This window comes from Paenibacillus sp. FSL R7-0652 (genome assembly GCF_038595045.1).
Taxonomy (GTDB): Bacteria; Bacillota; Bacilli; order Paenibacillales; family Paenibacillaceae; genus Paenibacillus.
Genome location: NZ_CP152001.1, coordinates 1,528,901 through 1,548,898 on the forward strand (window position 1 = coordinate 1,528,901; position 19,998 = coordinate 1,548,898).

At 48.0% G+C, this 19,998-nt stretch carries 20 protein-coding genes and 5 tRNA genes; 18 read left to right on the forward strand and 7 right to left on the reverse strand.

Annotation, left to right across the window (positions count from 1 at the left end):
- Window positions 1-165 precede the first annotated feature (165 nt).
- The 4 genes from MKY97_RS06695 (at window position 166) to MKY97_RS06710 (ending at window position 5,962) form a co-directional block, all read left to right on the forward strand.
- Complete coding sequence (locus MKY97_RS06695; RefSeq protein ID WP_024630715.1) at window positions 166-447, forward strand: ribbon-helix-helix protein, CopG family; 282 nt, start codon at window positions 166-168, stop codon at window positions 445-447.
- A 3-nt stretch (window positions 448-450) separates the two neighbouring features.
- Entirely contained in the window at window positions 451-801 is a 351-nt protein-coding gene (locus tag MKY97_RS06700; protein WP_024630714.1) for a type II toxin-antitoxin system PemK/MazF family toxin, read from the forward strand.
- Window positions 802-1,038: 237 nt separating this feature from the next.
- Window positions 1,039-3,228: an alpha-galactosidase gene (locus MKY97_RS06705; RefSeq protein WP_342554702.1), complete on the forward strand. Its 2,190-nt coding sequence runs from the start codon at window positions 1,039-1,041 to the stop codon at window positions 3,226-3,228.
- A 520-nt stretch (window positions 3,229-3,748) separates the two neighbouring features.
- Window positions 3,749-5,962 carry a Tex family protein gene (locus tag MKY97_RS06710; protein WP_342554703.1) on the forward strand — a complete coding sequence of 738 codons (2,214 nt, stop codon included), beginning with the start codon at window positions 3,749-3,751 and terminating at the stop codon, window positions 5,960-5,962.
- A 337-nt stretch (window positions 5,963-6,299) separates the two neighbouring features.
- On the opposite strand, the gene cmpA is transcribed toward MKY97_RS06710, so the two are convergent.
- A complete protein-coding gene (gene cmpA, locus MKY97_RS06715) occupies window positions 6,300-6,443 on the reverse strand; it encodes a cortex morphogenetic protein CmpA (protein ID WP_342554704.1) in 144 nt (47 codons plus the stop codon).
- A gap of 366 nt (window positions 6,444-6,809) precedes the next feature.
- Window positions 6,810-7,166 carry a hydrolase/acyltransferase gene (locus MKY97_RS06720; protein WP_342554705.1) on the reverse strand — a complete coding sequence of 119 codons (357 nt, stop codon included), beginning with the start codon at window positions 7,164-7,166 and terminating at the stop codon, window positions 6,810-6,812.
- A gap of 120 nt (window positions 7,167-7,286) precedes the next feature.
- Between MKY97_RS06720 and MKY97_RS06725 the strand changes: the two genes are divergently transcribed.
- From MKY97_RS06725 to MKY97_RS06735, 3 genes are all read left to right on the forward strand, one after another.
- Window positions 7,287-7,748, forward strand: a complete 462-nt coding sequence (locus MKY97_RS06725) for a SprT family protein (RefSeq protein ID WP_342556264.1) — start codon at window positions 7,287-7,289, stop codon at window positions 7,746-7,748.
- Window positions 7,749-7,841: 93 nt separating this feature from the next.
- A tRNA-Asn gene (locus MKY97_RS06730) sits at window positions 7,842-7,917 on the forward strand.
- A gap of 6 nt (window positions 7,918-7,923) precedes the next feature.
- A tRNA-Ser gene (locus MKY97_RS06735) sits at window positions 7,924-8,012 on the forward strand.
- 202 nt (window positions 8,013-8,214) lie between these two features.
- On the opposite strand, the gene MKY97_RS06740 is transcribed toward MKY97_RS06735, so the two are convergent.
- On the reverse strand, window positions 8,215-8,913 hold the full coding sequence (locus tag MKY97_RS06740; protein ID WP_342554706.1) for a helix-turn-helix transcriptional regulator: 699 nt from the start codon (window positions 8,911-8,913) through the stop codon (window positions 8,215-8,217).
- 72 nt (window positions 8,914-8,985) lie between these two features.
- Between MKY97_RS06740 and MKY97_RS06745 the strand changes: the two genes are divergently transcribed.
- Entirely contained in the window at window positions 8,986-9,645 is a 660-nt protein-coding gene (locus MKY97_RS06745; RefSeq protein WP_342554707.1) for a flavin reductase family protein, read from the forward strand.
- 100 nt (window positions 9,646-9,745) lie between these two features.
- On the opposite strand, the gene MKY97_RS06750 is transcribed toward MKY97_RS06745, so the two are convergent.
- Together MKY97_RS06750 and MKY97_RS06755 are read right to left on the reverse strand one after the other, a co-directional pair.
- Window positions 9,746-10,648: a Cof-type HAD-IIB family hydrolase gene (locus MKY97_RS06750; protein WP_342554708.1), complete on the reverse strand. Its 903-nt coding sequence runs from the start codon at window positions 10,646-10,648 to the stop codon at window positions 9,746-9,748.
- Between the two features lie 4 nt (window positions 10,649-10,652).
- Complete coding sequence (locus tag MKY97_RS06755; protein WP_342554709.1) at window positions 10,653-11,429, reverse strand: DeoR/GlpR family DNA-binding transcription regulator; 777 nt, start codon at window positions 11,427-11,429, stop codon at window positions 10,653-10,655.
- Between the two features lie 372 nt (window positions 11,430-11,801).
- Between MKY97_RS06755 and MKY97_RS06760 the strand changes: the two genes are divergently transcribed.
- The 10 genes from MKY97_RS06760 (at window position 11,802) to urtE (ending at window position 18,925) form a co-directional block, all read left to right on the forward strand.
- Window positions 11,802-11,873: transfer RNA gene (locus MKY97_RS06760), tRNA-Glu, on the forward strand.
- A 118-nt stretch (window positions 11,874-11,991) separates the two neighbouring features.
- A tRNA-Lys gene (locus MKY97_RS06765) sits at window positions 11,992-12,067 on the forward strand.
- A gap of 15 nt (window positions 12,068-12,082) precedes the next feature.
- Window positions 12,083-12,165: transfer RNA gene (locus MKY97_RS06770), tRNA-Leu, on the forward strand.
- Between the two features lie 373 nt (window positions 12,166-12,538).
- Window positions 12,539-12,976: a helix-turn-helix domain-containing protein gene (locus tag MKY97_RS06775; RefSeq protein WP_342554710.1), complete on the forward strand. Its 438-nt coding sequence runs from the start codon at window positions 12,539-12,541 to the stop codon at window positions 12,974-12,976.
- Window positions 12,977-13,284: 308 nt separating this feature from the next.
- The gene (locus MKY97_RS06780) at window positions 13,285-13,719 is read left to right on the forward strand and encodes a helix-turn-helix transcriptional regulator (RefSeq protein ID WP_342554711.1); all 435 of its coding nucleotides are present in this window, start codon (window positions 13,285-13,287) and stop codon (window positions 13,717-13,719) included.
- 364 nt (window positions 13,720-14,083) lie between these two features.
- On the forward strand, window positions 14,084-15,334 hold the full coding sequence (gene urtA, locus MKY97_RS06785) for an urea ABC transporter substrate-binding protein (RefSeq protein ID WP_342554712.1): 1,251 nt from the start codon (window positions 14,084-14,086) through the stop codon (window positions 15,332-15,334).
- 125 nt (window positions 15,335-15,459) lie between these two features.
- Window positions 15,460-16,365 carry an urea ABC transporter permease subunit UrtB gene (gene urtB, locus MKY97_RS06790; protein WP_342554713.1) on the forward strand — a complete coding sequence of 302 codons (906 nt, stop codon included), beginning with the start codon at window positions 15,460-15,462 and terminating at the stop codon, window positions 16,363-16,365.
- 92 nt (window positions 16,366-16,457) lie between these two features.
- A complete protein-coding gene (gene urtC, locus MKY97_RS06795; RefSeq protein WP_342556265.1) occupies window positions 16,458-17,504 on the forward strand; it encodes an urea ABC transporter permease subunit UrtC in 1,047 nt (348 codons plus the stop codon).
- A complete protein-coding gene (gene urtD, locus MKY97_RS06800; protein WP_342554714.1) occupies window positions 17,443-18,252 on the forward strand; it encodes an urea ABC transporter ATP-binding protein UrtD in 810 nt (269 codons plus the stop codon). Before urtC ends, urtD begins: the two co-directional genes overlap by 62 nt.
- Window positions 18,230-18,925: an urea ABC transporter ATP-binding subunit UrtE gene (urtE, locus tag MKY97_RS06805; RefSeq protein WP_342554715.1), complete on the forward strand. Its 696-nt coding sequence runs from the start codon at window positions 18,230-18,232 to the stop codon at window positions 18,923-18,925. Before urtD ends, urtE begins: the two co-directional genes overlap by 23 nt.
- A gap of 99 nt (window positions 18,926-19,024) precedes the next feature.
- On the opposite strand, the gene MKY97_RS06810 is transcribed toward urtE, so the two are convergent.
- Both MKY97_RS06810 and MKY97_RS06815 read right to left on the reverse strand, forming a co-directional pair.
- Window positions 19,025-19,654 (reverse strand): hypothetical protein, encoded by a 630-nt coding sequence (locus MKY97_RS06810; RefSeq protein WP_342554716.1) that lies wholly within the window; start codon window positions 19,652-19,654, stop codon window positions 19,025-19,027.
- 28 nt (window positions 19,655-19,682) lie between these two features.
- The gene (locus tag MKY97_RS06815; RefSeq protein WP_342554717.1) at window positions 19,683-19,886 is read right to left on the reverse strand and encodes an XRE family transcriptional regulator; all 204 of its coding nucleotides are present in this window, start codon (window positions 19,884-19,886) and stop codon (window positions 19,683-19,685) included.
- Between the last annotated feature and the right edge of the window lie 112 nt (window positions 19,887-19,998).

Consider the following 19,998-nt stretch of genomic DNA (forward strand, 5'->3'; position numbering starts at 1 on the left):
ATCCTGAAATGCGATGTTTGGTCTGTACGAATAATGTTTCCCGTGTTTATAATGGAGTACAGCATACTTGATATACGCGGGGCATATATATTCCTTTGTATAAAAGTTCTGGAAAAGCGTAATACTGGTTCACAATGGCGAAAGGTTTGTGGGGGTGGAAGAAAGGTGGCCAACTTGCAGAACACCAAGCGGATTATGATCAGTTTGCCTGATTATCTTTTGCAGGAAGTGGATGGCATCGTAGCGCTGGAGAATTCCAACCGCAGCGAATTGATTAGGCAGGCGATGAAGCTGTACTTGACGGAGCGGAAGAAACGTTATATCCGTGAATCGATGCAGCGAGGGTACATGGAGATGGCGAAAATCAATCTGACCATGGCATCCGAAGCCTTTCACGCGGAGGAAGATGCGGACAGCACTCTGGACCGCTTAGTTAGCGGGGTGTAGACAGTGATCGTAAAACGTGGTGACGTTTTTTTTGCGGATCTTTCTCCCGTTGTCGGTTCCGAGCAAGGTGGAGTCAGGCCGGTTCTGGTGATTCAGAACGATATCGGCAACCGGTTCAGTCCAACCTGTATTGTGGCGGCCATTACCGCCCAGATTCAGAAGGCAAAGCTGCCGACGCATGTCGAGATTGATGCGGCTGCGCACGGCTTTGACAGGGACTCGGTGATTTTGCTCGAACAGATTCGGACGATTGATAAGCAGAGGCTGACAGACAAGATTACCCATTTGGATGAGGAGACCATGAAACTGGTCAACGAAGCCTTGCAGATCAGCCTGGGCTTAATCGATTTTTAAGGCAGCAGGAACAGCAAGTTTGTGTTTATCTGCCTGTTCGTTGACAACGGTCGTTCCTGTAAGGAACACACAATTTCAGAATGTAATCAGGAGAGCGTGCGATACCTTTGAAGGTATTGTGCGCTCTTTTGATTAAGACTTGGTGAAAGCGTAGAACAAAGCTGATCTTTTCGCTATAATGAAACCTGAGAAACCGTTTACCCGCTAGACACCTATATAGATAGATGGAGGAGACATATGAGCATTTACATCAATCAAGAGAAACTTCAATTTCATTTACAGACCCGCGAGGCGAGTTATGTGTTTCAAGTGCTGCCTTCGGGATATTTGGTGCATTTGTATTATGGCAAAAAACTGCGTGATACCGACCTGAGCTGGCTTCATGTTCGGACCGAAAGAGCATCTTTCAGCCCGAATCCGGTGCCTGAGGATCGAACGATCTCTTTCGACACTCTGCCAGTGGAACTTCCGGTCTATGGTACGAGTGATTTCCGCAACCCCGCCATTCAGCTGGAACTGGAGAATGGCTCAACGGTATCCGAGTTTACGTATATAGGCCATCGATTGGTCAAAGGGAAAGAAGGATTAGCTGGCCTCCCGGCAACGTACGTAGAATCCGAGGATGAAGCGGACACGTTAGTGATCGAAATGCAGGATAAGGTATCCGGCGTAAAAATCGAGCTTACCTATACCGCGTTTGCAGCTTTTAATGCAATCACACGGTCCATGCGGATCATTAATGAGAGCGCTAACGTTGTAAATGTGCTGCGTGCCCTCAGCTCTTCAGTAGATCTGCCGCATGCGGATTACGAGCTGCTGCAGCTGTCAGGTGCCTGGACACGTGAACGTGACATCGTTCGCCGTCCACTCGCTTCCGGATTGCAGGGCATCGAGAGCCGCCGCGGCTCCAGCAGTCACCAGCAGAATCCATTTATTGCGCTCATGACACCAGGAACGGATGAAGATCAAGGAGAAGTGTATGGATTCAGTCTGGTATACAGCGGCAGCTTTACTGCACAGGCTGAAGTGGATCAATTCTATACGACGCGTGTATCGGTAGGTATCAATCCGTTTGAATTCAGCTGGAAGCTGGAGCCGCAGGAGTCATTCCAGACACCTGAGACGGTTATGGTCTACTCAGATGCAGGTCTGGATGGCATGTCTCAATCTTACCATGAGCTGTACCGTGAACGTCTGGCGCGCGGACAATTCCGCAATGCGGAGCGTCCTGTGCTGGTTAACAACTGGGAAGCGACGTATTTCGGCTTTAACGCGGACAAGATTGAGCAGATTGCTCGCGCCGGGCAGAAGCTGGGCATTGAATTGTTTGTGCTGGATGACGGCTGGTTCGGTCATCGGGATAGTGACAATTCATCTCTGGGTGACTGGATTGTGGACAAAAACAAACTGCCGCAGGGACTGGATGACTTGGCTAACCGTGTCACAGGTCTGGACATGCAGTTTGGATTATGGTTCGAACCGGAGATGATCTCCCCGGATAGTGAACTGTATCGTGCACATCCAGACTGGTGTCTGCATGTACCGGATCGCCGCCGAACGGAAGGAAGACAGCAGCTTGTGCTGGACTTCTCCCGTCAGGATGTACGTGATGAGATCGTTCGTATGCTGTCTGATGTTCTGAGCTCGGCACCAATTACTTACGTGAAGTGGGATATGAACCGAAACATGACAGAGGTTGGTTCTGCGCTGCTCCCGGCTGACAGACAGCGAGAAACGGCGCACCGCTATATGCTTGGACTATACGAAGTGATGGAGCGCATCGTTACCTCCTTCCCACATATTTTGTTCGAAAGCTGCTCGGGTGGTGGCGGACGTTTTGACCCAGGGATGCTGTATTACATGCCTCAGGCATGGACCAGCGATAACACGGATGCGATTTCCCGTTTGCGTATTCAATATGGTACCAGTCTTGTGTACCCTGTAAGTTCAATGGGTTCACATATTTCGGCTGTACCTAACCACCAGGTGAACCGTATTACTTCTCTGGAGATCCGCGGCCATGTTGCCATGTCGGGCAACTTCGGATATGAGCTGGATCTGACCAAGTTCACAGACGAAGAGAATGCGATTGTAAAAGCACAGGTCGAGCTGTACAAGGAAATTCGGAGCACCGTGCAGTACGGTACATTCCGCCGTCTGCTCAGTCCATTCGAGGGCAACGAGACGGCATGGATGTTCACTGCGCCAGATGGCAGTGAAGTGATTGTATTTTACTTCCGTGTACTCTCTGAACCGAACGCACCGCTTCAGCGCCTGAAGCTGAAGGGGCTTGATCCCAATGCGGATTATCGTCTGAAAGGCGGTTCAGAGACGTTTACAGGTGATGCCCTGATGTACGGCGGAATTGCTGTAGGCAGCGAGTCCGGAGACTATCTGAGCGAAATGTTCCGGTTTGAGCGGGTGTAAATAAGTTGAACTAAGGATTTTACACCATCCACTCCGATGACAGAATAACCTTCCATTCGCTGTTATCCCCAGATTTTTTGATTCCCTTTTCCAAAGGGGAAAATCCGGTGATAAGTGTATGCTTCCGATGCAGCTTCCTTGCAGAAAGCTTTTAGGCAAATGCTTCGCTTTTCCAGGTTTATTCTGTCCTCTCCGTTAACGTGTAAAAGAAACATTCAACTTATTTAGAGGAATTGGATTAAATTTGTATGATGAAGAAGACCGAGGATGTCATCATGACGTTCTTGGTCTTTTTTTTCGCCCAGCTGGGAAGGATGTTAGGGTGTAAAAACGCAAGCGGCAAGCATGACAGAGGAATGATAGAAATTTCAACGTGATTTTGTGATAATATAGAGTGGAGTGTTATGAAAGCTCGAAAAGCTAGTGATCAACTTCGGATGATCGACCATACTGTTATTATGCAGCACAGCTGCCCTGAAATGAGTATCACGAACAATTCAGGAAGGAAAGAGGGATTTATTTGTCTGAACAGGAAACGGTTCTGGAACCCAATGAAGAAACATTAAAGGCGGAACGCCAAGAACGAATCATCAAACAGGTAGCCAAGGAACTGTCACTGTCCTTGAAGCAGATTCGCACCACATCGGAGCTTCTGGACGAAGGCAATACGATTCCATTTATCGCCCGCTACCGTAAAGAAATGACTGGAGAACTGGATGAGAACCAGCTGCGCCAGATTGAAGAGCGTCTTGTGTATTTGCGCAATCTGGAAGATCGCAAGCTGGAAGTTATCCGTATTATAGAGGAACAGGGCAAGCTGACGAAAGAGCTGGAAAAATCCATTACCCAGGCGGTTAAACTGCAGGAAGTCGAGGACTTGTATCGTCCTTATCGTCAGAAACGGAAGACGCGTGCCAGTGCGGCCAAGGAGAAAGGTCTGGAGCCGCTTGCTGCATGGATCTGGGAACAGCCGAAACAGGGAGATGCACTTCAGGAGGCTGCACGTTACATTAATGCAGAACTGGGAGTAGAGGATGCAGAGTCAGCCCTGCAGGGTGCCAAGGATATTCTGGCTGAAAATATTGCTGATGATGCAGCCATTCGTGCCTGGATTCGCAGATATACACTGGATCACGGCATGCTGACTTCAGAAGCCAAGGATACCGAGCAGGAGTCAGTGTACGAGAATTATTACAGTTATCGTGAGTTGGCCAAAAAAATGCCGCCGCACCGTATTCTTGCGATTAACCGCGGAGAACGCGAAGGCATTCTCAAGGTCGGACTGGACGTTCAAGCCGAGCCTGCTCACCGCCATATGGAAGGGCAGATTATTCGAGGCGCTTCTGTAGTGCAGGAGATTCTGCGTTCTGTCGTTGAAGATGCGTACAAACGACTGATTGCCCCGTCCATTGAACGTGAAGTGCGTGCCGAGTTGACGGAAAAAGGGGAAACTCAGGCGATTTCGGTATTCTCTGCGAATCTGCGCAACCTGCTGTTACAGCCGCCGATTCATGGCAAACGGGTACTGGGTGTCGATCCAGCCTACCGTACAGGCTGTAAACTGGCCGTTGTCGACGATACAGGCAAGCTGCTCGAAGTCGCTGTAACTTACCCGACACCTCCACATAACAAGAAACGTGAAGCGGCTGAAGTATTCCACCGGATGATCAAGCAGTACGATATCGGATTGATCGTTATCGGTAACGGAACGGGTTCACGTGAAACAGAACAGTTTGTAGCCGAAATTATTCAGGAGAATGGAGACGAGAGTCTGGTCTACCTGATTGTTAACGAGGCCGGTGCGAGTGTGTACTCTGCATCCAAGCTTGCTCAGGAAGAGTTTCCGGATCTGGATGTCGCCGAGCGAAGTGCGGCTTCCATAGCTCGCCGGGTACAGGACCCGCTGGCTGAACTTGTTAAAATTGATCCCAAGGCGATTGGCGTCGGCCAATATCAGCATGACGTATCGCAAAAGGTACTGGAAGAGAGTCTGAAGGCTGTCGTGGAATCAGCAGTTAACCATGTTGGTGTGGATGTCAATACGGCTTCGCCTTCCTTGTTATCTTATGTAGCCGGCGTTAATGCCACCATTGCCAAGAACATCGTTAAATATCGCGAAGAAAATGGGCGTTTCACGAATCGCCGTCAGCTGCAGAAGGTGCCTCGCCTGGGGGCCAAAACGTATGAACAATGCGTAGGTTTTATGCGCATCTCCGAGGGCGAGAATCCGCTGGATCGTACGCCAATTCACCCTGAATCGTATAAGGTTGTAGATAAGCTGTTCAAGGAACTTCAGGTTGAACTGGACAAGCTTGGAAGCAAAGAACTGGCTGTCCTTCTGTCTGAGCAGCAGACAGAGCAGCTGGCTGTGAAACTGGATGTGGGTGTGCCGACACTGCGCGACATTCTGGACAGCTTGCAGCGTCCAGGGCGTGACCCGCGCGAAGAGATGCCGCTGCCCATTTTCCGCACAGATGTACTCAAGATTGAAGATCTGGTGGAAGGAATGGAACTGCAGGGTACGGTTCGTAACGTTATTGACTTCGGTGCCTTTGTGGACATCGGGATCAAGAGTGACGGGCTTGTCCACATTTCCCAACTGAGTAACGGGTATGTCAAACATCCGATGGATGTTGTCTCCGTTGGTGATAATGTGACCGTATGGGTGATGAATGTAGATACCAAAAAAGGCCGTGTCGGCCTGACGATGAAAAAGCCTTCCTCTGCCAACTAATTATCAGCTCGACTGCATGACCAGATGTGAAGCTTAGGTTTGACAGGGCGTGCTTATGTACAGTACAAAGTAACTTGTGTAGAGCATGTGCGCGTTACAGCATACTGTTGTAAAGTGACTTGTGTAGAGCATATATCTGTAAAGAGTCTGCTGTCAGCGCCTGCATGTGCAGATTCGTACGTGTAAGGCTGTATGGTTAGAACTGCAGTTGTGGGTACAGCCTTCCCGGATCGGGAAGGCTGTTTGCTGTTAAGTATTGTTGTTTGCAGTACGCTGGTGATTTTTGGGTAAGTAAGGCCAATCGGGAGAAGGCCGTCTGCATTCCGTTATACACGGCCTAAATTTCGTTCTCTATACTGCGCGATGAACCGTTGGAAGGTTTGTTGCGATAAAAGTACCAGCATTCGTTCAGCAGTTTGATCTGACGGCTGTCCTTTTTGTGAAACGCTCGCATGAGCTGGTTGCAGAGCCATTGAGGCAAAGAAATCTCCTCCTTTTGCATATTTCATCTGTACGTTAGCATATGTTGCAGCAGCCTGGACTGTGCGAGATTACTCAAAGTCAACCGAAAATGGTCAGGGGATGCTGAACCAGAGCGAATTGGATGCTGTTCTTTTGGCGGCAAACCAAAGCTTCTGGTCTGAATTAAGGGCGTTATTGCGGGGGGCACATGCACAGGGGTAAAGTCAGAAAAAAAAGCGCATCACCCGGCTTGCGGGTGGCGCGCTTCTTCATTTGAATTTCTACATTTTAGCCGGCCGATCTTAAGGAGAATAAGTACAATACTGCTGGGAAAAGTGAATCAAGCAGAGATTCACCAAGTTCAACTGAAGTAAGTTTCTATGGATCAGAGTGACTCCATCTCTTCTTCATACCACTGTTCCAACTGAGCCTGCAGCGCCCGGATTTCGGTGAGCAGGGATATCAGCGGATAATTACTTTCACGCAGCGCGGCGAAACGCTCTTCAAGGGCGTTGATATAATCAAGGCCGCCGATTATGGACAAGTTTTCGTTCAGCAGATCGAGACGGTCGCATTCGGCAACAGCCCAGGGTAGAACAGGTACATCTGCTGCCGTGAGTTTATCGATTTCTTTGTGCAGACGCAGATTGAGCGCACTGAGTTGATAAGCATAGTCCGCAGGCATTTCCACAAACTGCAATTGCTGCTCCTGCTGCAGGATGACATAGCGCATTGTAGGCATAACGAGTAGTAATCTCCCCTCATACATTCTACTTGACAGTGTAGCCTACGAAACGGTTAAAATTCAAGTATTGTACGGCAAAAAATAGCGAACCTGCGCGGGTGGAGAGAGAGGAGAATGATGGAAAACAAGGAACTGCAGCAATGGATCGAGCAGGTTTCACTGGAGCATTTCGGAGTTCCGTTTACCCATGAAGCGATATTTAACCGTCGTTTAACGACAACAGGCGGGCGGTATATGCTCAAAAGCCATCGGATTGAAATTAATCCGCATCAGCTGGAAGTGTACGGGAAGGATGAGGTTGAGAAAATTATAAAACATGAACTGTGCCACTATCATCTGCATATTCGAGGACGGGGATATCAGCATCGGGACCCGGAATTCAAGGCACTTTTGCAGAAGGTAGGCGGCTCAAGGTTCTGTCAGTCTCTTCCCGGGGACAAAGGCAGGAAGCCGCTTCCGTATCGGTACAAGCTGATATGTAAGGGCTGCGGGATGGAGTATCTGCGTAAACGGAAAATAGATCCGAAGCGTTATCGCTGTGGGCGATGTTCGGGGAAATTGACGCTTCAAAGCATCTAAGGTAAATACGAAACGTCCGGTCGTAGAAAGTGATAAAAGGCAGGTTGACTTGAATTATTAATCATGATAAATTAATGTTATTCAAGTTAATTTTCCCTGATAGCTCAGTTGGTAGAGCACTCGACTGTTAATCGAGTTGTCACAGGTTCGAGTCCTGTTCGGGGAGCCATTTCTTGGAGAGATACCCAAGTGGCTATAAGGGGACCCTCTGCTAAGGGGTTAGACTGCGTAAGCGGTGCGAGGGTTCGAATCCCTCTCTCTCCGTTCTGAGAATACTTCAATGCCAGGGATGAGAACCCTAAAGGTTCGTCGGAGCGTAAGCTTCGATAACGATCCATCGCAGTCCATAATGAAGTGAGAGTATCCCTCTCTTTGCGTTTCTAACAACACAGTTAAACCCTCCATACAAGGATGAATTCATCATCTTTATATGGAGGTTTTTTTGATTTTTCAGCGCGGACTCCATTCAGATGGAAATATCCAACACTTCGTACAAACCTGCCTTCCCGGCATCAGTTATTTCGATAGAGCGATGACCCGGTTTTTGCCGAATCCAGTCCAGTGCAAGGAATCGCTGAACAAACTGTTCACCAAGCAAACCGGACAGGTGGTGACGGCGTTCGCTCCAATCCAGACATTTACGAGCAATGGCTCGGCGTGATCCTGGTTTTAACTGACACTGAATACCAAATTCGGCAAACCACTGCTTTCCTTTCTCTGTCATTATAAAATCTTTATTATGGGTTTCTTTCGGCTCAACCAGATACCCTTTTCTGAGCAGCGCTTCACAGAGGGAAGTTCCGAGTTTTCCGGCCAGGTGATCGTAACAGGTACGAGCACAGCTTAACTGCTGCAGTTGATTGGATTGTTTTAATGAGCGAATCTGTACCGGTGGAGCAATGGCGGCCATTTTCTCAATCAGATCGGCAATGTCCCGGTTTGCAAGACGGTAATAGCGATGGCGACCTTGCTGTTCAACCTGCAGAAGCCCTCCATTAACGAGTTTAGCGAGATGATTACTTGCTGTCTGTGGACTAACCCCTGCCATATAGGCAAGCTCTCCTGCAGGTAACGCTCGTCCATCCAGCAGGGAGGAGAGAAATATAGAGCGGCTTGTGTCGGCAATAAGTGAAGCGATAACAGTGATATTCGGATATGCATTCATACTTCGATGATAGCTGAACTAATGATGTATTACAATGGTTTGGAATTCAATATCCGAACAGGGGCGATGTAGATGAATAACCATATACAGCAGCAGAACAAGTCAAAACGAACTTCGGAATGGGCACAGGTGAATGAACACGAAACGATTAATCCAAGTATTTTATACTACGGTACACCCGTCATTATCCTCAGCACATTAAATCAAGACGGGTCCACGAATCTTTCTCCGCTATCATCATCCTGGGCACTGGGTGATTGTCTCGTGCTGGGTATAGGCACACAGGGCAAAGCTTATGAAAACCTCCTTCGTCATTCCGAATGTGTTATTAACCTGCCGGATGTCTCGCTGTGGGAGAACGTTGAGGCACTAGGACGGACAACGGGGAGTTCTCCCGTGCCGGAAGCTAAGAAACAGGTGGGTTACACGTTCTGCCGTGATAAATTCGCCGCAGCTGGATTAACGCCCCAAAGTTCAGTTCTCGCAGCACCGGATAGAATCGCGGAATGTCCGCTTCAGATCGAAGCTGCAGTACAGCATATACGCATTCCGGAGCATACCCCGTTTATGGCGATTGTAGAAGCGAAAGCCATAAAAGTACATGCCCATACTCGTCTGATCTCGGGGATCAACAGGATTGATCCTGAGCGGTGGCATCCGTTAATTTATAATTTCCGGCATTATTACGGACTTGGGGAAAGACGGGGTGAAAATTTTCGGACCGAGCGTTAGAGGAATCCAATGGAGGATTATACTGTTCAACTCGTTCAGTATACAAAACAAGCACAGGCTCGGTAGAAGAGACTGTACTTGTTTTCGTTATATTGGCTTTTTACAGCCCTTCGGTAACGGTAGTTTCGGCCTGCGCAGGAGCGATAGGTTTGCCTTCCAGCAAGCTGTGAATCGCATGAGCAACGCCATGCTCCGTATTCGTAAGTGTTATCGTTTTGGCCAGGGCGCGGATTTCAGGTTCGGCATTACCCATGGCGATACTCAGCCCTGCCATTTGCAGCATGGAAACGTCATTAAAGTTATCTCCGATCGCTGCGGTGTCTTTCATCGCAATATTGAAATGTGCTGCCAGTTTGGCGAGTGCGTTCCCTTTGGAGACATCCGGGTGCTGCATCTCGAAGTTATGCTCGAAGGATACAACCATCGCGACATCGGTTCTGGAGGAGAAGTATTCACGTCCCAGTTGGAGTTTGTCGGGATTCATCGAGAAGGCCATAATGTTATAGATGAAGGCATCGGCTGGAATTTCAAGATGGCTGGTCACGCGGTGATAATCTTTTTTGTTGTAGTGTTTCTTGATCGAACGGATCATGCGCTCTACATCTTCCCCTGGTCTTGAGCCAAGTACGCGTTCCAACTCCGCGAGCATAGTTTCATGACTGCTGATTGGGGCATAGATGCCCATCTGAGTTGAAGCTTCATAGTAAATATGCTGATCTTCCAGCCACTTCATGACAGAAGCAGCCGTCTCGCGTTCGAATGGAAGGTGGAATAACCGTTCTCCGTTCTCGTCATGAATGGTGGCGCCGTTTGAGCCAATAATCGGGGTTTTGATTCCACCTTGGCGGCTGATCTCCACAACATCTGAATATACACGTCCAGTCGCAATCGTTACTTTCATTCCAGACGTTTGAGCCTTCTGAATAGCTTCCGCATTCTCCCGGCTGATCTGACTGTCTCGGTTCAACAATGTTCCGTCTAGATCGGTAGCAAACAATTTCATATTCTTACAACTCCTTGTCTTGTATTGGTTCGGGAATCAGAATTTCAACCTTTTGTTCCTTCAAAAAATCCAGCCACTCCTGAGCCGGCCATTGATCTGTAATTAACACATTAACGAGTGACCAGTCTGCAAAACGAAAACCGTATCGCTTGCCCATCTTGGAATGGTCGGCAAGTACAATTACATTTTTGGCAGACTTCATCATTTGATGTTTGATCTTGCCTTCCTCTTCGGATGCACTGAATCCATCCATCGTGAGGCCGCCGATCCCAATAAAGGCTTTATCTGCATAGTAGTGAGACAGTGTCTCGATAACAGGTGTTCCATAGACATAACGCTGCTCTTTATCCAGCTTGCCCCCGAGCAGTCGAATCTGGACTGCAGTATGATTGGATAACAGTTCAGCAGAATATAACGAATTGGTAATGACAGTGCAGGATTTCCCGTTCAGATTCTCTGCGCAGCTCTGTACTGTCGTGGAGGAATCCAAAATTATCGTTTCACCTGAACGGACGAGAGCAGCGGCCAATTTGCCTATGGCTCGTTTTTCCTCAGTAATATGTTTGAGCCGGTCTTGGTAAGTCTTGAACTCTTGTGGTGGAGAGGGGAGAATAGCACCGCCGCGTGTGCGAATGATGGCCTCCTGCTCTTCAAGTTTAATCAGATCCCTGCGTGCAGTATCTCGCGAGACATCGAACAAAGACACGATCTCTTCAGCCGAAATGCGATTATGCTTGCGTAGGTGCTCTATAATGAGCTGCATGCGTTCTTCTTGAAACAAACGTAAAGCCTCCCTTTATTATGGATGACCGTGCGCTGTACTATCATTTAATTATAAGGAATCATAATGTAATCTGCAATATTATAAGTGTAAATAAGTTTTCTTAAGTTTTTTAATCTTTAATTTACAGAATCAGAGGATGGGGATAACATGGTTATGATTTTGGAATTAAAGTGAACATCGTAAAAGGAGGGAAATAAGCCGGTGTAGGCTGGATCTAAGCCAGGATAAGGACAAGGTGATTTAGATTGATAAAATGAGAAAGATGGGAACATAAAAAATGAAATATAAAAAAATAAAAAAAGTGTTGCACTATTTTATTTTTCTATGGTATACTCATTCTTGTCGCCAAGAAAGACAACTTGTTTACAAGGCCCGTTGGTCAAGGGGTTAAGACACCTCCCTTTCACGGAGGTAACAGGGGTTCGAATCCCCTACGGGTCATAGCAATACCTATTTCTTCACTGTGTATAGATTCGCTTTTTATAAGAGTTTCTTCAAAAGTCACTGCTCTGTAACATCAATATGAAGCATGGCATAACATCAGGTGGAGTTACATTAGGAGCCATTAGCTCAGTTGGTAGAGCACCTGACTTTTAATCAGGGTGTCGAAGGTTCGAGTCCTTCATGGCTCACCATTTACAATTTAATATGCGGTCGTGGTGGAATGGCAGACACGCTATCTTGAGGGGGTAGTGGGTGTATACCCGTGGAGGTTCGAGTCCTCTCGACCGCATCACAGCAGTAACAGCAAGTGGACATTCATGATTAATTGTGAATGTTCATTTTTTTTTTTATACGTATGGATCTTTGGGTGTTAAAGGTACCAGAGCGGAGCATGTAATTTAAATATTTCTTTTTATGTTGAAGTTATATACAAGGTAGGCGTTGGTTAGGAAGGAGCGTGGCTGGTTTAGTACGCAAGGTTTGATTCCAGTCTTGAAGCTGCCGATCATTACAGCACGCGGCTCGGCTTGAGATATGACTGTTCTGAGTTGGTTTCTCTTGGGGAGTTCTGGATTTTAAAGGCTGAGCATTCAGGAATATTATGCTATAATTCTATCATATGACATATGAGTTGATTATTATGGATGGAAGGCGGTTCCTGCATGCAGTCAATCTATGAGCGAATTGAACACCTGATTGCCGAAAAAGGAATGACAAAGAAAGCATTCTGTGAACAGCTGAAGATCAGCACAGGTAATCTGGGTGACTGGAAGCGTGGTAAATCCATCCCGAGCACGAACAAATTGATTGAAATTGCTTCGTTTTTCGATGTGAGTCTGGACTGGCTTATGATCGGGCGTTTATCGAAAGAAGCGATTGTGCGGGAAAAGCGGGAGGATTATTTTTTTGACGTGCTGCGGCAATTGGATTGCCAGGAAAACGAATTGTCGGCTGAAGAACAGTCTTTTATCAGTGAATATATTGAGTTCACTCGTTATCGCAGATTCAAGGAAAGTAAAGAGGGCAGCTTTCGCTATCCATCCGAACAGGGTGAAGAGAACGAGTTAGAACAGAATAATTCAGAACGGAACAAGAGCTGATCGTATTCATCGCTTCTGTTCATGTCTCCATAAGACAGGGTGAGAAACAGCAGAGCGTGTAATGTGTTTTATAGTTTGGGTTGTGGATAACGGTATTGATCCCTATTTGTAGTGAATTCCTCCGATGACAGAGCGGAGTTTTTTTTGCGATGCAGCATGAGTGGGCCAGAGGTGAACATGAGACGATCTGCACTTCATACGCTGGGAAAAGTGGAGATTTTCCGATAGATTTATTGACGTGTAGATTATGCTATAATTCTATCATATGACATATGAGTTGATTATTACGGTTGGAAGGCGGTTCATACATGCAGTCGATCTATGAGCGAATCGAACACCTGATTGCCGAAAAAGGAATGACAAAGAAAGCATTCTGTGAACAGCTGAAGATCAGCACAGGTAATCTGGGTGACTGGAAGCGGGGGAAATCCATCCCAAGCACGAATAAATTGATTGAAATTGCTTCGTTTTTCGATGTGAGTCTGGACTGGCTTATGATCGGGCGTTTATCGAAAGAAGCGATTGTGCGGGAAAAGCGGGAGGATTATTTTTTTAACGTGCTGCGGCAATTGGATTGCCAGGAAAGTGAATTGTCGGCTGCGGAACAGGCTTTTATCAGTGAATATATTGAGTTCACTCGTTATCGTAAATTGAAAGAAAGCAAAGAAGGCAGCGCATATCGTTATCCATCTGAACCCAGTGATGATGGTGGTGACAAGAATGCGGATCAACAAGAACGGTAGCAGGAATTCCCTGTTTGTTGGTGCCCTATTAAGACTGTCAGAGATCCTACTTTAAATAAGGCAGATGAAAACCTCTTCTGTTCCGACCCTTCGGAAACAGTATGGAGGTTTTTTTTGCGTAGGAAGGTGCTGAAGGCAGAAATAATTCATATTTATGTTATATATACTTACATAAAAATTGACTATAAGTCAATTTATTTTAGATTGCAAGAGAAGTATGTATAGGTTTTAGATATTCAAGATAAAGTTATGTAAGGTATATTGACATTTAAAGCACTTGACTCCATAATTTGGTTCAACGAACATTTTAATTATTTTTTGCCTTAATGTTCGTCAATAGACGATAAAGAGGGAGTGTTGGCTATTGAAAAAGAGGTCGTTTCGATTATGGGGTATGCTTCTCGGTGTATGTCTGATGGTAACCGCATGTGTGGAAGGTACTGCTCCGCCTGGAGCTAAAGGTTCTGAGGGTGCGGGGAATGCAGCTGCGGCTGGTGAAACGATCAAGGTTGGCATTCTTCACTCCCTGAGCGGTACGATGGCCATTAGTGAAGTCTCGGTCAAAGATGCAGAGATGCTCGCGATTGAAGAGATTAACGCTGCGGGTGGTGTTCTGGGCAAACCCATTGAACCGGTCATTGAAGATGGTGCCTCGGATTGGCCTACTTTTGCCGAGAAGGCAGGGAAACTGCTGCAGCAGGATAAGGTGGCTGCTGTATTTGGCGGATGGACTTCAGCCAGTAGAAAAGCGATGCTTCCGGTGTTTGAGCAAAACAAGGGTCTGTTATTTTACCCTGTGCAGTATGAAGGTTTGGAATCCTCCCCTAATATTTTCTATACCGGTGCAGCGACCAATCAGCAGATTGTTCCGTCGGTAACTTGGCTGCTGGAGAACCGGGGCAGGACGTTTTATTTGCTCGGTTCGGATTATGTTTTCCCAAGGACGGCGAATCAGGTGATTAAAGCACAGCTTGCAGCAGAGGGTGGCGAAGTTGTGGGAGAGGAATATACACCGCTGGGACATACCGACTACAGTACAATCATCAGTAAAATCAAAGCGGCCAAACCGGATATCGTCTATAACACGTTAAACGGGGATAGCAATGCTGCTTTCTTCAAGCAGTTGAAGGATGCAGGGATCACTTCAGATGAGCTTACAACGCTGTCTGTAAGTGTGGCTGAAGAAGAGATTCGCGGAATCGGAGCAGACGTGCTTAAGGGGCATCTTGCTTCGTGGAACTATTACCAGACAACAGAAACACCTGAGAATAACAATTTTGTTGCGAAATATAAAGAGAAATATGGTTCGGACCGAGTTACGGCTGATCCGATTGAGGCTGGGTATGTGGCTGTTTACCTGTGGAAAGCAGCTGTAGAGAAGGCAGGATCAACGGATGTTGAGAAAGTGAAGGAAGCTGCCAAAGGGCTTGAGCTGGATGCGCCGGAAGGCAAAGTCACGGTGGATGGAGAAAATCAGCATATTTACAAAACGGTGCGTATCGGTGAAGTGCAGGAAGATGGTCAATTCAAGGAATTATGGAATTCGGGTTCGCCTGTGAAGCCTGATCCATATTTGAAAACATATGAGTGGGGAGCTGCTCTGAGTGATAAATAGTGGTGTAGGTGGGTGTGAGAAAGGCTGGATGCATGACTTAGAGGTGAAAGGGAGCAGATAGTACACCCCTGCACACTATTACAGTAAAGCGTTGATTCGAAAAAATGACAAAGGGAGGGTCTGCAGTGGAGATGTTTATTCTACAAATATTCAACGGTCTCAGCATAAGCTCGATTCTGCTGTTGATTGCTCTGGGACTCGCGGTCACATTTGGTTTGATGAATGTTATCAATATGGCACATGGCGAATTGATTATGATTGGCGCATATGCGACTTATGTGACGCAAAACCTGTTTATGTCATATGCTCCGGCGTCCTGGTTCGATATGTATTTTGCGGCTGCGCTGCCTCTTGCATTTGGTACAGCCGCTTTGATCGGGTGGCTGCTGGAAGTGGTTTTGATCAGGCATCTGTATGGCAGGCCGCTGGACAGTTTGCTCGCCACCTGGGGAGTAGGTATGATGCTGCAGCAGTTGGCTCGCACTATATTTGGGGCCCCAAATGTGGGTGTATCCAGCCCTGTCTGGCTGAATGGAGGATGGATGATTTCGGAGGGGATTATTTTTCCGTATAAGCGAGTGTTTATCCTTGCGCTTGTAGCCGCAGTACTGATGTGCATGTACCTCTACATCTATCGCACGGCTTCCGGCAGACGGATGAGGGCGGTGATGCAGAATCGGAACATGGCCGGCTGTCTGGGGATCTCCACGCGCCGGGTGGATGGCATGACGTTTGCGATTGGTTCAGGTATTGCAGGCATTGCGGGCTGTGCTTTAACGCTGATCGGGCCGATTGGCCCTTCGCTGGGCACATACTACATTGTGGATGCCTTTATGGTTGTTGTGCTTGGAGGAGTGGGGAAATTAGTGGGTACAGTGTGCGGTGCACTTGGCATCGGCATGTTTAATACGCTTTTCGAAACATATACTTCGGCATCAATCGGCAAAGTGCTTGTGTTTGTATGCATCGTCGCATTTTTGCAATGGAAGCCTCGAGGCTTGGTTGCTATTCGCACGCGAAGCTTGGATTAACCAGAAGAAGAGAAGGGGGTTCGACCATGCCGGCATTACTTAGAGCGGGAAGTTTGAAAACGAGGGTGATCTGGGCGATTGTGCTGATTTTGATGTGCCTTGCACCACTGGTCTCTACAGAATTTCGCCTCAGCTTGTTAGCTAAGTTTCTGGCGCTGGCCATTCTGGCAATTGGACTTGACCTGATCTGGGGATACGGGGGCGTGCTTAGTCTTGGACACGGGGTGTTTTTTGGTCTTGGCGGCTATGCTATGGCGATGTATCTGAAGCTTCAAGCTGGTGGAGCGATCCCGGATTTCATGGGCTGGAGTGGTCTCAGTGGATTGCCGTGGTTCTGGGAGCCGTTCCGTTCATTCCCGGCAGCGATTTTCCTTGGCATTGCCATTCCCGCTATGCTTGCTTTTGTGCTGGCGTGGTTCACGTTTCGTAATCGAATTACCGGGGTGTATTTTACCATCCTGACTCAAGCTCTTGTTCTTATTACGGTGACGTTATTTGTAGGCAAACAGGAATGGACGGGCGGTACAAACGGGATAACGGGTTACCAGACGATTTTTGGGTTTGAGCTTCATGCAGCGGGCACCACGATTGTGCTGTACTATATCACTCTTATTGTTCTGGTGCTCGCATATGTGTTCTGCCGCCGGATAGTGAACAGCCGTTTTGGGCAGGTGCTTGAAGCTGCGCGTGATGGAGAAAATCGGGTTCGATTTCTGGGGTTTGACCCCGCAGGTTATAAAACGCTTGCCTTTGCCTTGTCGGGTGCACTTGCGGGAATAGCAGGCATGCTGTTTGTGCTGCAGGTGGGCATTATCTCGCCATCCATGATGGGCATCGTACCTTCCATTGAGATGGTGCTGTGGGTTGCCTTGGGGGGACGCGGGACCCTGATTGGCGCGGTCATTGGTACTCTCATGTTGAATGCGGCTAAAACGGGGATAAGTGAGGCTTATCCGGAGGGGTGGCTGTTCGTGGTTGGTGGGCTTTTTGTCACCGTTGTTTTGTTCATGCCGAATGGCATTGTGGGTGTATACCGAAATGTCGTCCATATGGTACGTCGGAGAGGGGAGAGTTCGCATGTCCAGACTGCTTCGGAAAAACGAAAAATCTTTGGAGCCTCAGGTGATACTGGCCGCTGAGGAGGTCACGGTGACCTTTGGTGGTTTTACTGCAGTTAAAGGCATGAATCTGAAGCTGTTTGAACGTGATCTGCATTTCTTGATCGGACCTAATGGTGCCGGGAAAACGACGATGCTGGATGTGATTTGCGGCAAAACCAAACCGGTATCCGGTTCGGTAAAGCTGGTGGACGGAACAGAACTGACGAGGCTGAGAGAACATCAGATTGTTCGTAAAGGAGTGGGTCGCAAGTTTCAGGCGCCTTCCGTATTCCCCAGCCTGACGGTGGAAGAGAATCTGACGCTGGCGGCGGAGACGAAGCGTTCTCCCCTTCGAACGATCGGAATCCATAGACGTGGCAAAAGGGGGGAGGTAATCGAGCGTGTCATGCTTCAGACGGGCCTGCAGGATCGAATCAACGAGCGGGCAGGTGCGCTGTCTCATGGAGAGAAGCAGTGGCTGGAGATCGGAATGCTGCTGCTTCAGGAGCCGCAGGTGCTGCTGCTTGATGAACCGGCCGCAGGTATGACGGATGAGGAAACCTATAAGACGGGACGACTGCTGCAGGATATTGCGGCCGAACGTTCGGTCGTTGTTGTGGAGCATGACATGGAGTTTGTAAGGGAGTTTGCAGCGAAGGTGACGGTGATGCACGAAGGACAGCTGCTCAAGGAAGGCACGATGGCTGAAGTGCAGGCTGATCCAAGGGTAGCTGAGGTATATTTGGGCCAAAGGGGGAAGGCAAATGCTGACGCTGCAGAACGTTGAGTCAGGGTACGGGGAGAGCCGGGTGCTGCGTGGTGTGGATCTGGAAGTGCAGTCTGGTCAAGTGACGTGTCTGATGGGAAGGAATGGCGTGGGGAAAACGACGCTGATGAAAACCTTGATGGGGCTGATTCGGACACGTAAAGGCAGTATTCAATGGAACCATCAGGAACTGGCTTCGCTCGAATCGGCTAAACGGGCAAAGGCGGGAATAGGATATGTGCCGCAAGGGAGGGAGATTTTCCCCCAGCTTACGGTGAAAGAGAACCTGCTGCTTGGACTGGAAAGGAATGCTTCCGGGAATCAATCGTTCCCTGAGGATGTGCTGGATCTGTTTCCGGTACTTGCTTCCATGTATGGACGTCAAGGTGGTGACTTGAGTGGTGGGCAGCAGCAGCAGCTTGCCATTGCTCGTGCGCTTGCGTCCCGTCCTGGCCTGCTGCTGCTGGATGAGCCGACGGAAGGCATTCAGCCCTCCATCGTTGAGGATATCAGACAGGTAATACTCAAACTGAAAATGCAGGGCGATATTTCAATTTTATTGGTGGAGCAGAGTATTGATTTTGTGCGCAGTGCGGCGGATTATATTTATGTGATGGACAGAGGGGTTATGGCTCTGCAGGGAGCACCGCATGAGCTGGATATATCGCAGTTTGAATATCATCTGTCTGTATAATGCAGTCCGGGCTATCCGTGTTTGTTTCGTGCCTGACTCCAGTGTACGCATGCTGTAATGGTTTTGAATGTAAGGAGGTGCGACCTGTGCTGTACAGGTTTAATGAGGCTGATCGAGAACGTTGGAGTATTTCGGATACAGCCGGCGGATGCATTCAGGGCAGATATCATGTGTGAATTCGGCAGAGGTGTGTTTCTCCAAATAATGTTCGACGGAGCTCCATTCCTCCGATTCGTCTTTAATATGTTTACAGACGGCGCAAATGGGCAATAGGCCGAATAATGTGCGTGCTTCAGTCAGGGCTTGCCTTAGCTGAAGCTCTGTTTTTTTCTGTTCGGTAATGTCGGTGTGAGCTACCAGAGCCAGGGCAGTATCCATTGCGGGTCCATCATACAGTGGAGTGAGCTCTACACGAAACCATCTCTCTTCATTATATGGGGTGGTCACAGAGATGTCGTATGTATGAGTTTGCTTAAACGGAACGACGTTGTGTCTCAGATCTTGTGCAAATGTGGTAGCCGGAAGGATATCTTTCTGCTGCGCCGCCCAGGCTTCCATCAAATGCAGGTAATGCCTGTGACAGCGGGCTGTGTGTGAAAAAGGTCTATGAAACCCGCGTTCCCAGGCTCGGTTGCAGCTCCGAATCATCCAATGCTGATCAACGATAATCAGCTGATGGTTGGTCGATTGGAAAGACAAGCTTTCGAGGTCTGATGTCACATATCTCACGAGAGAAATCCTCCTTTGATGAAAATGGTTATCGCAGCTCCTCGGGTATGTCCAGAATATCAGCGACCAAATGCCTGAATCTGGTTGCTTTGCGTGTGCCGTGGATAAGGTTGGACAGACGATAGGGTGGAATGCCATGCTGTTCGCAGAAGGTTTTCTGATCGACCTGCAGTTCGGTTAGGCGTCGTTTGATAGCCCATCCGAACGGAGTGACTGGTTTTTTCTTGTTCAAAATGGTTCACTCCTGAATGGATTATAGTATTCAGCAAGCTTGTATTGGTGTAAGATATATAGAAATGCGAGCTGTGATTTCCATTATATACGTATTTACGTCATCTAACAAT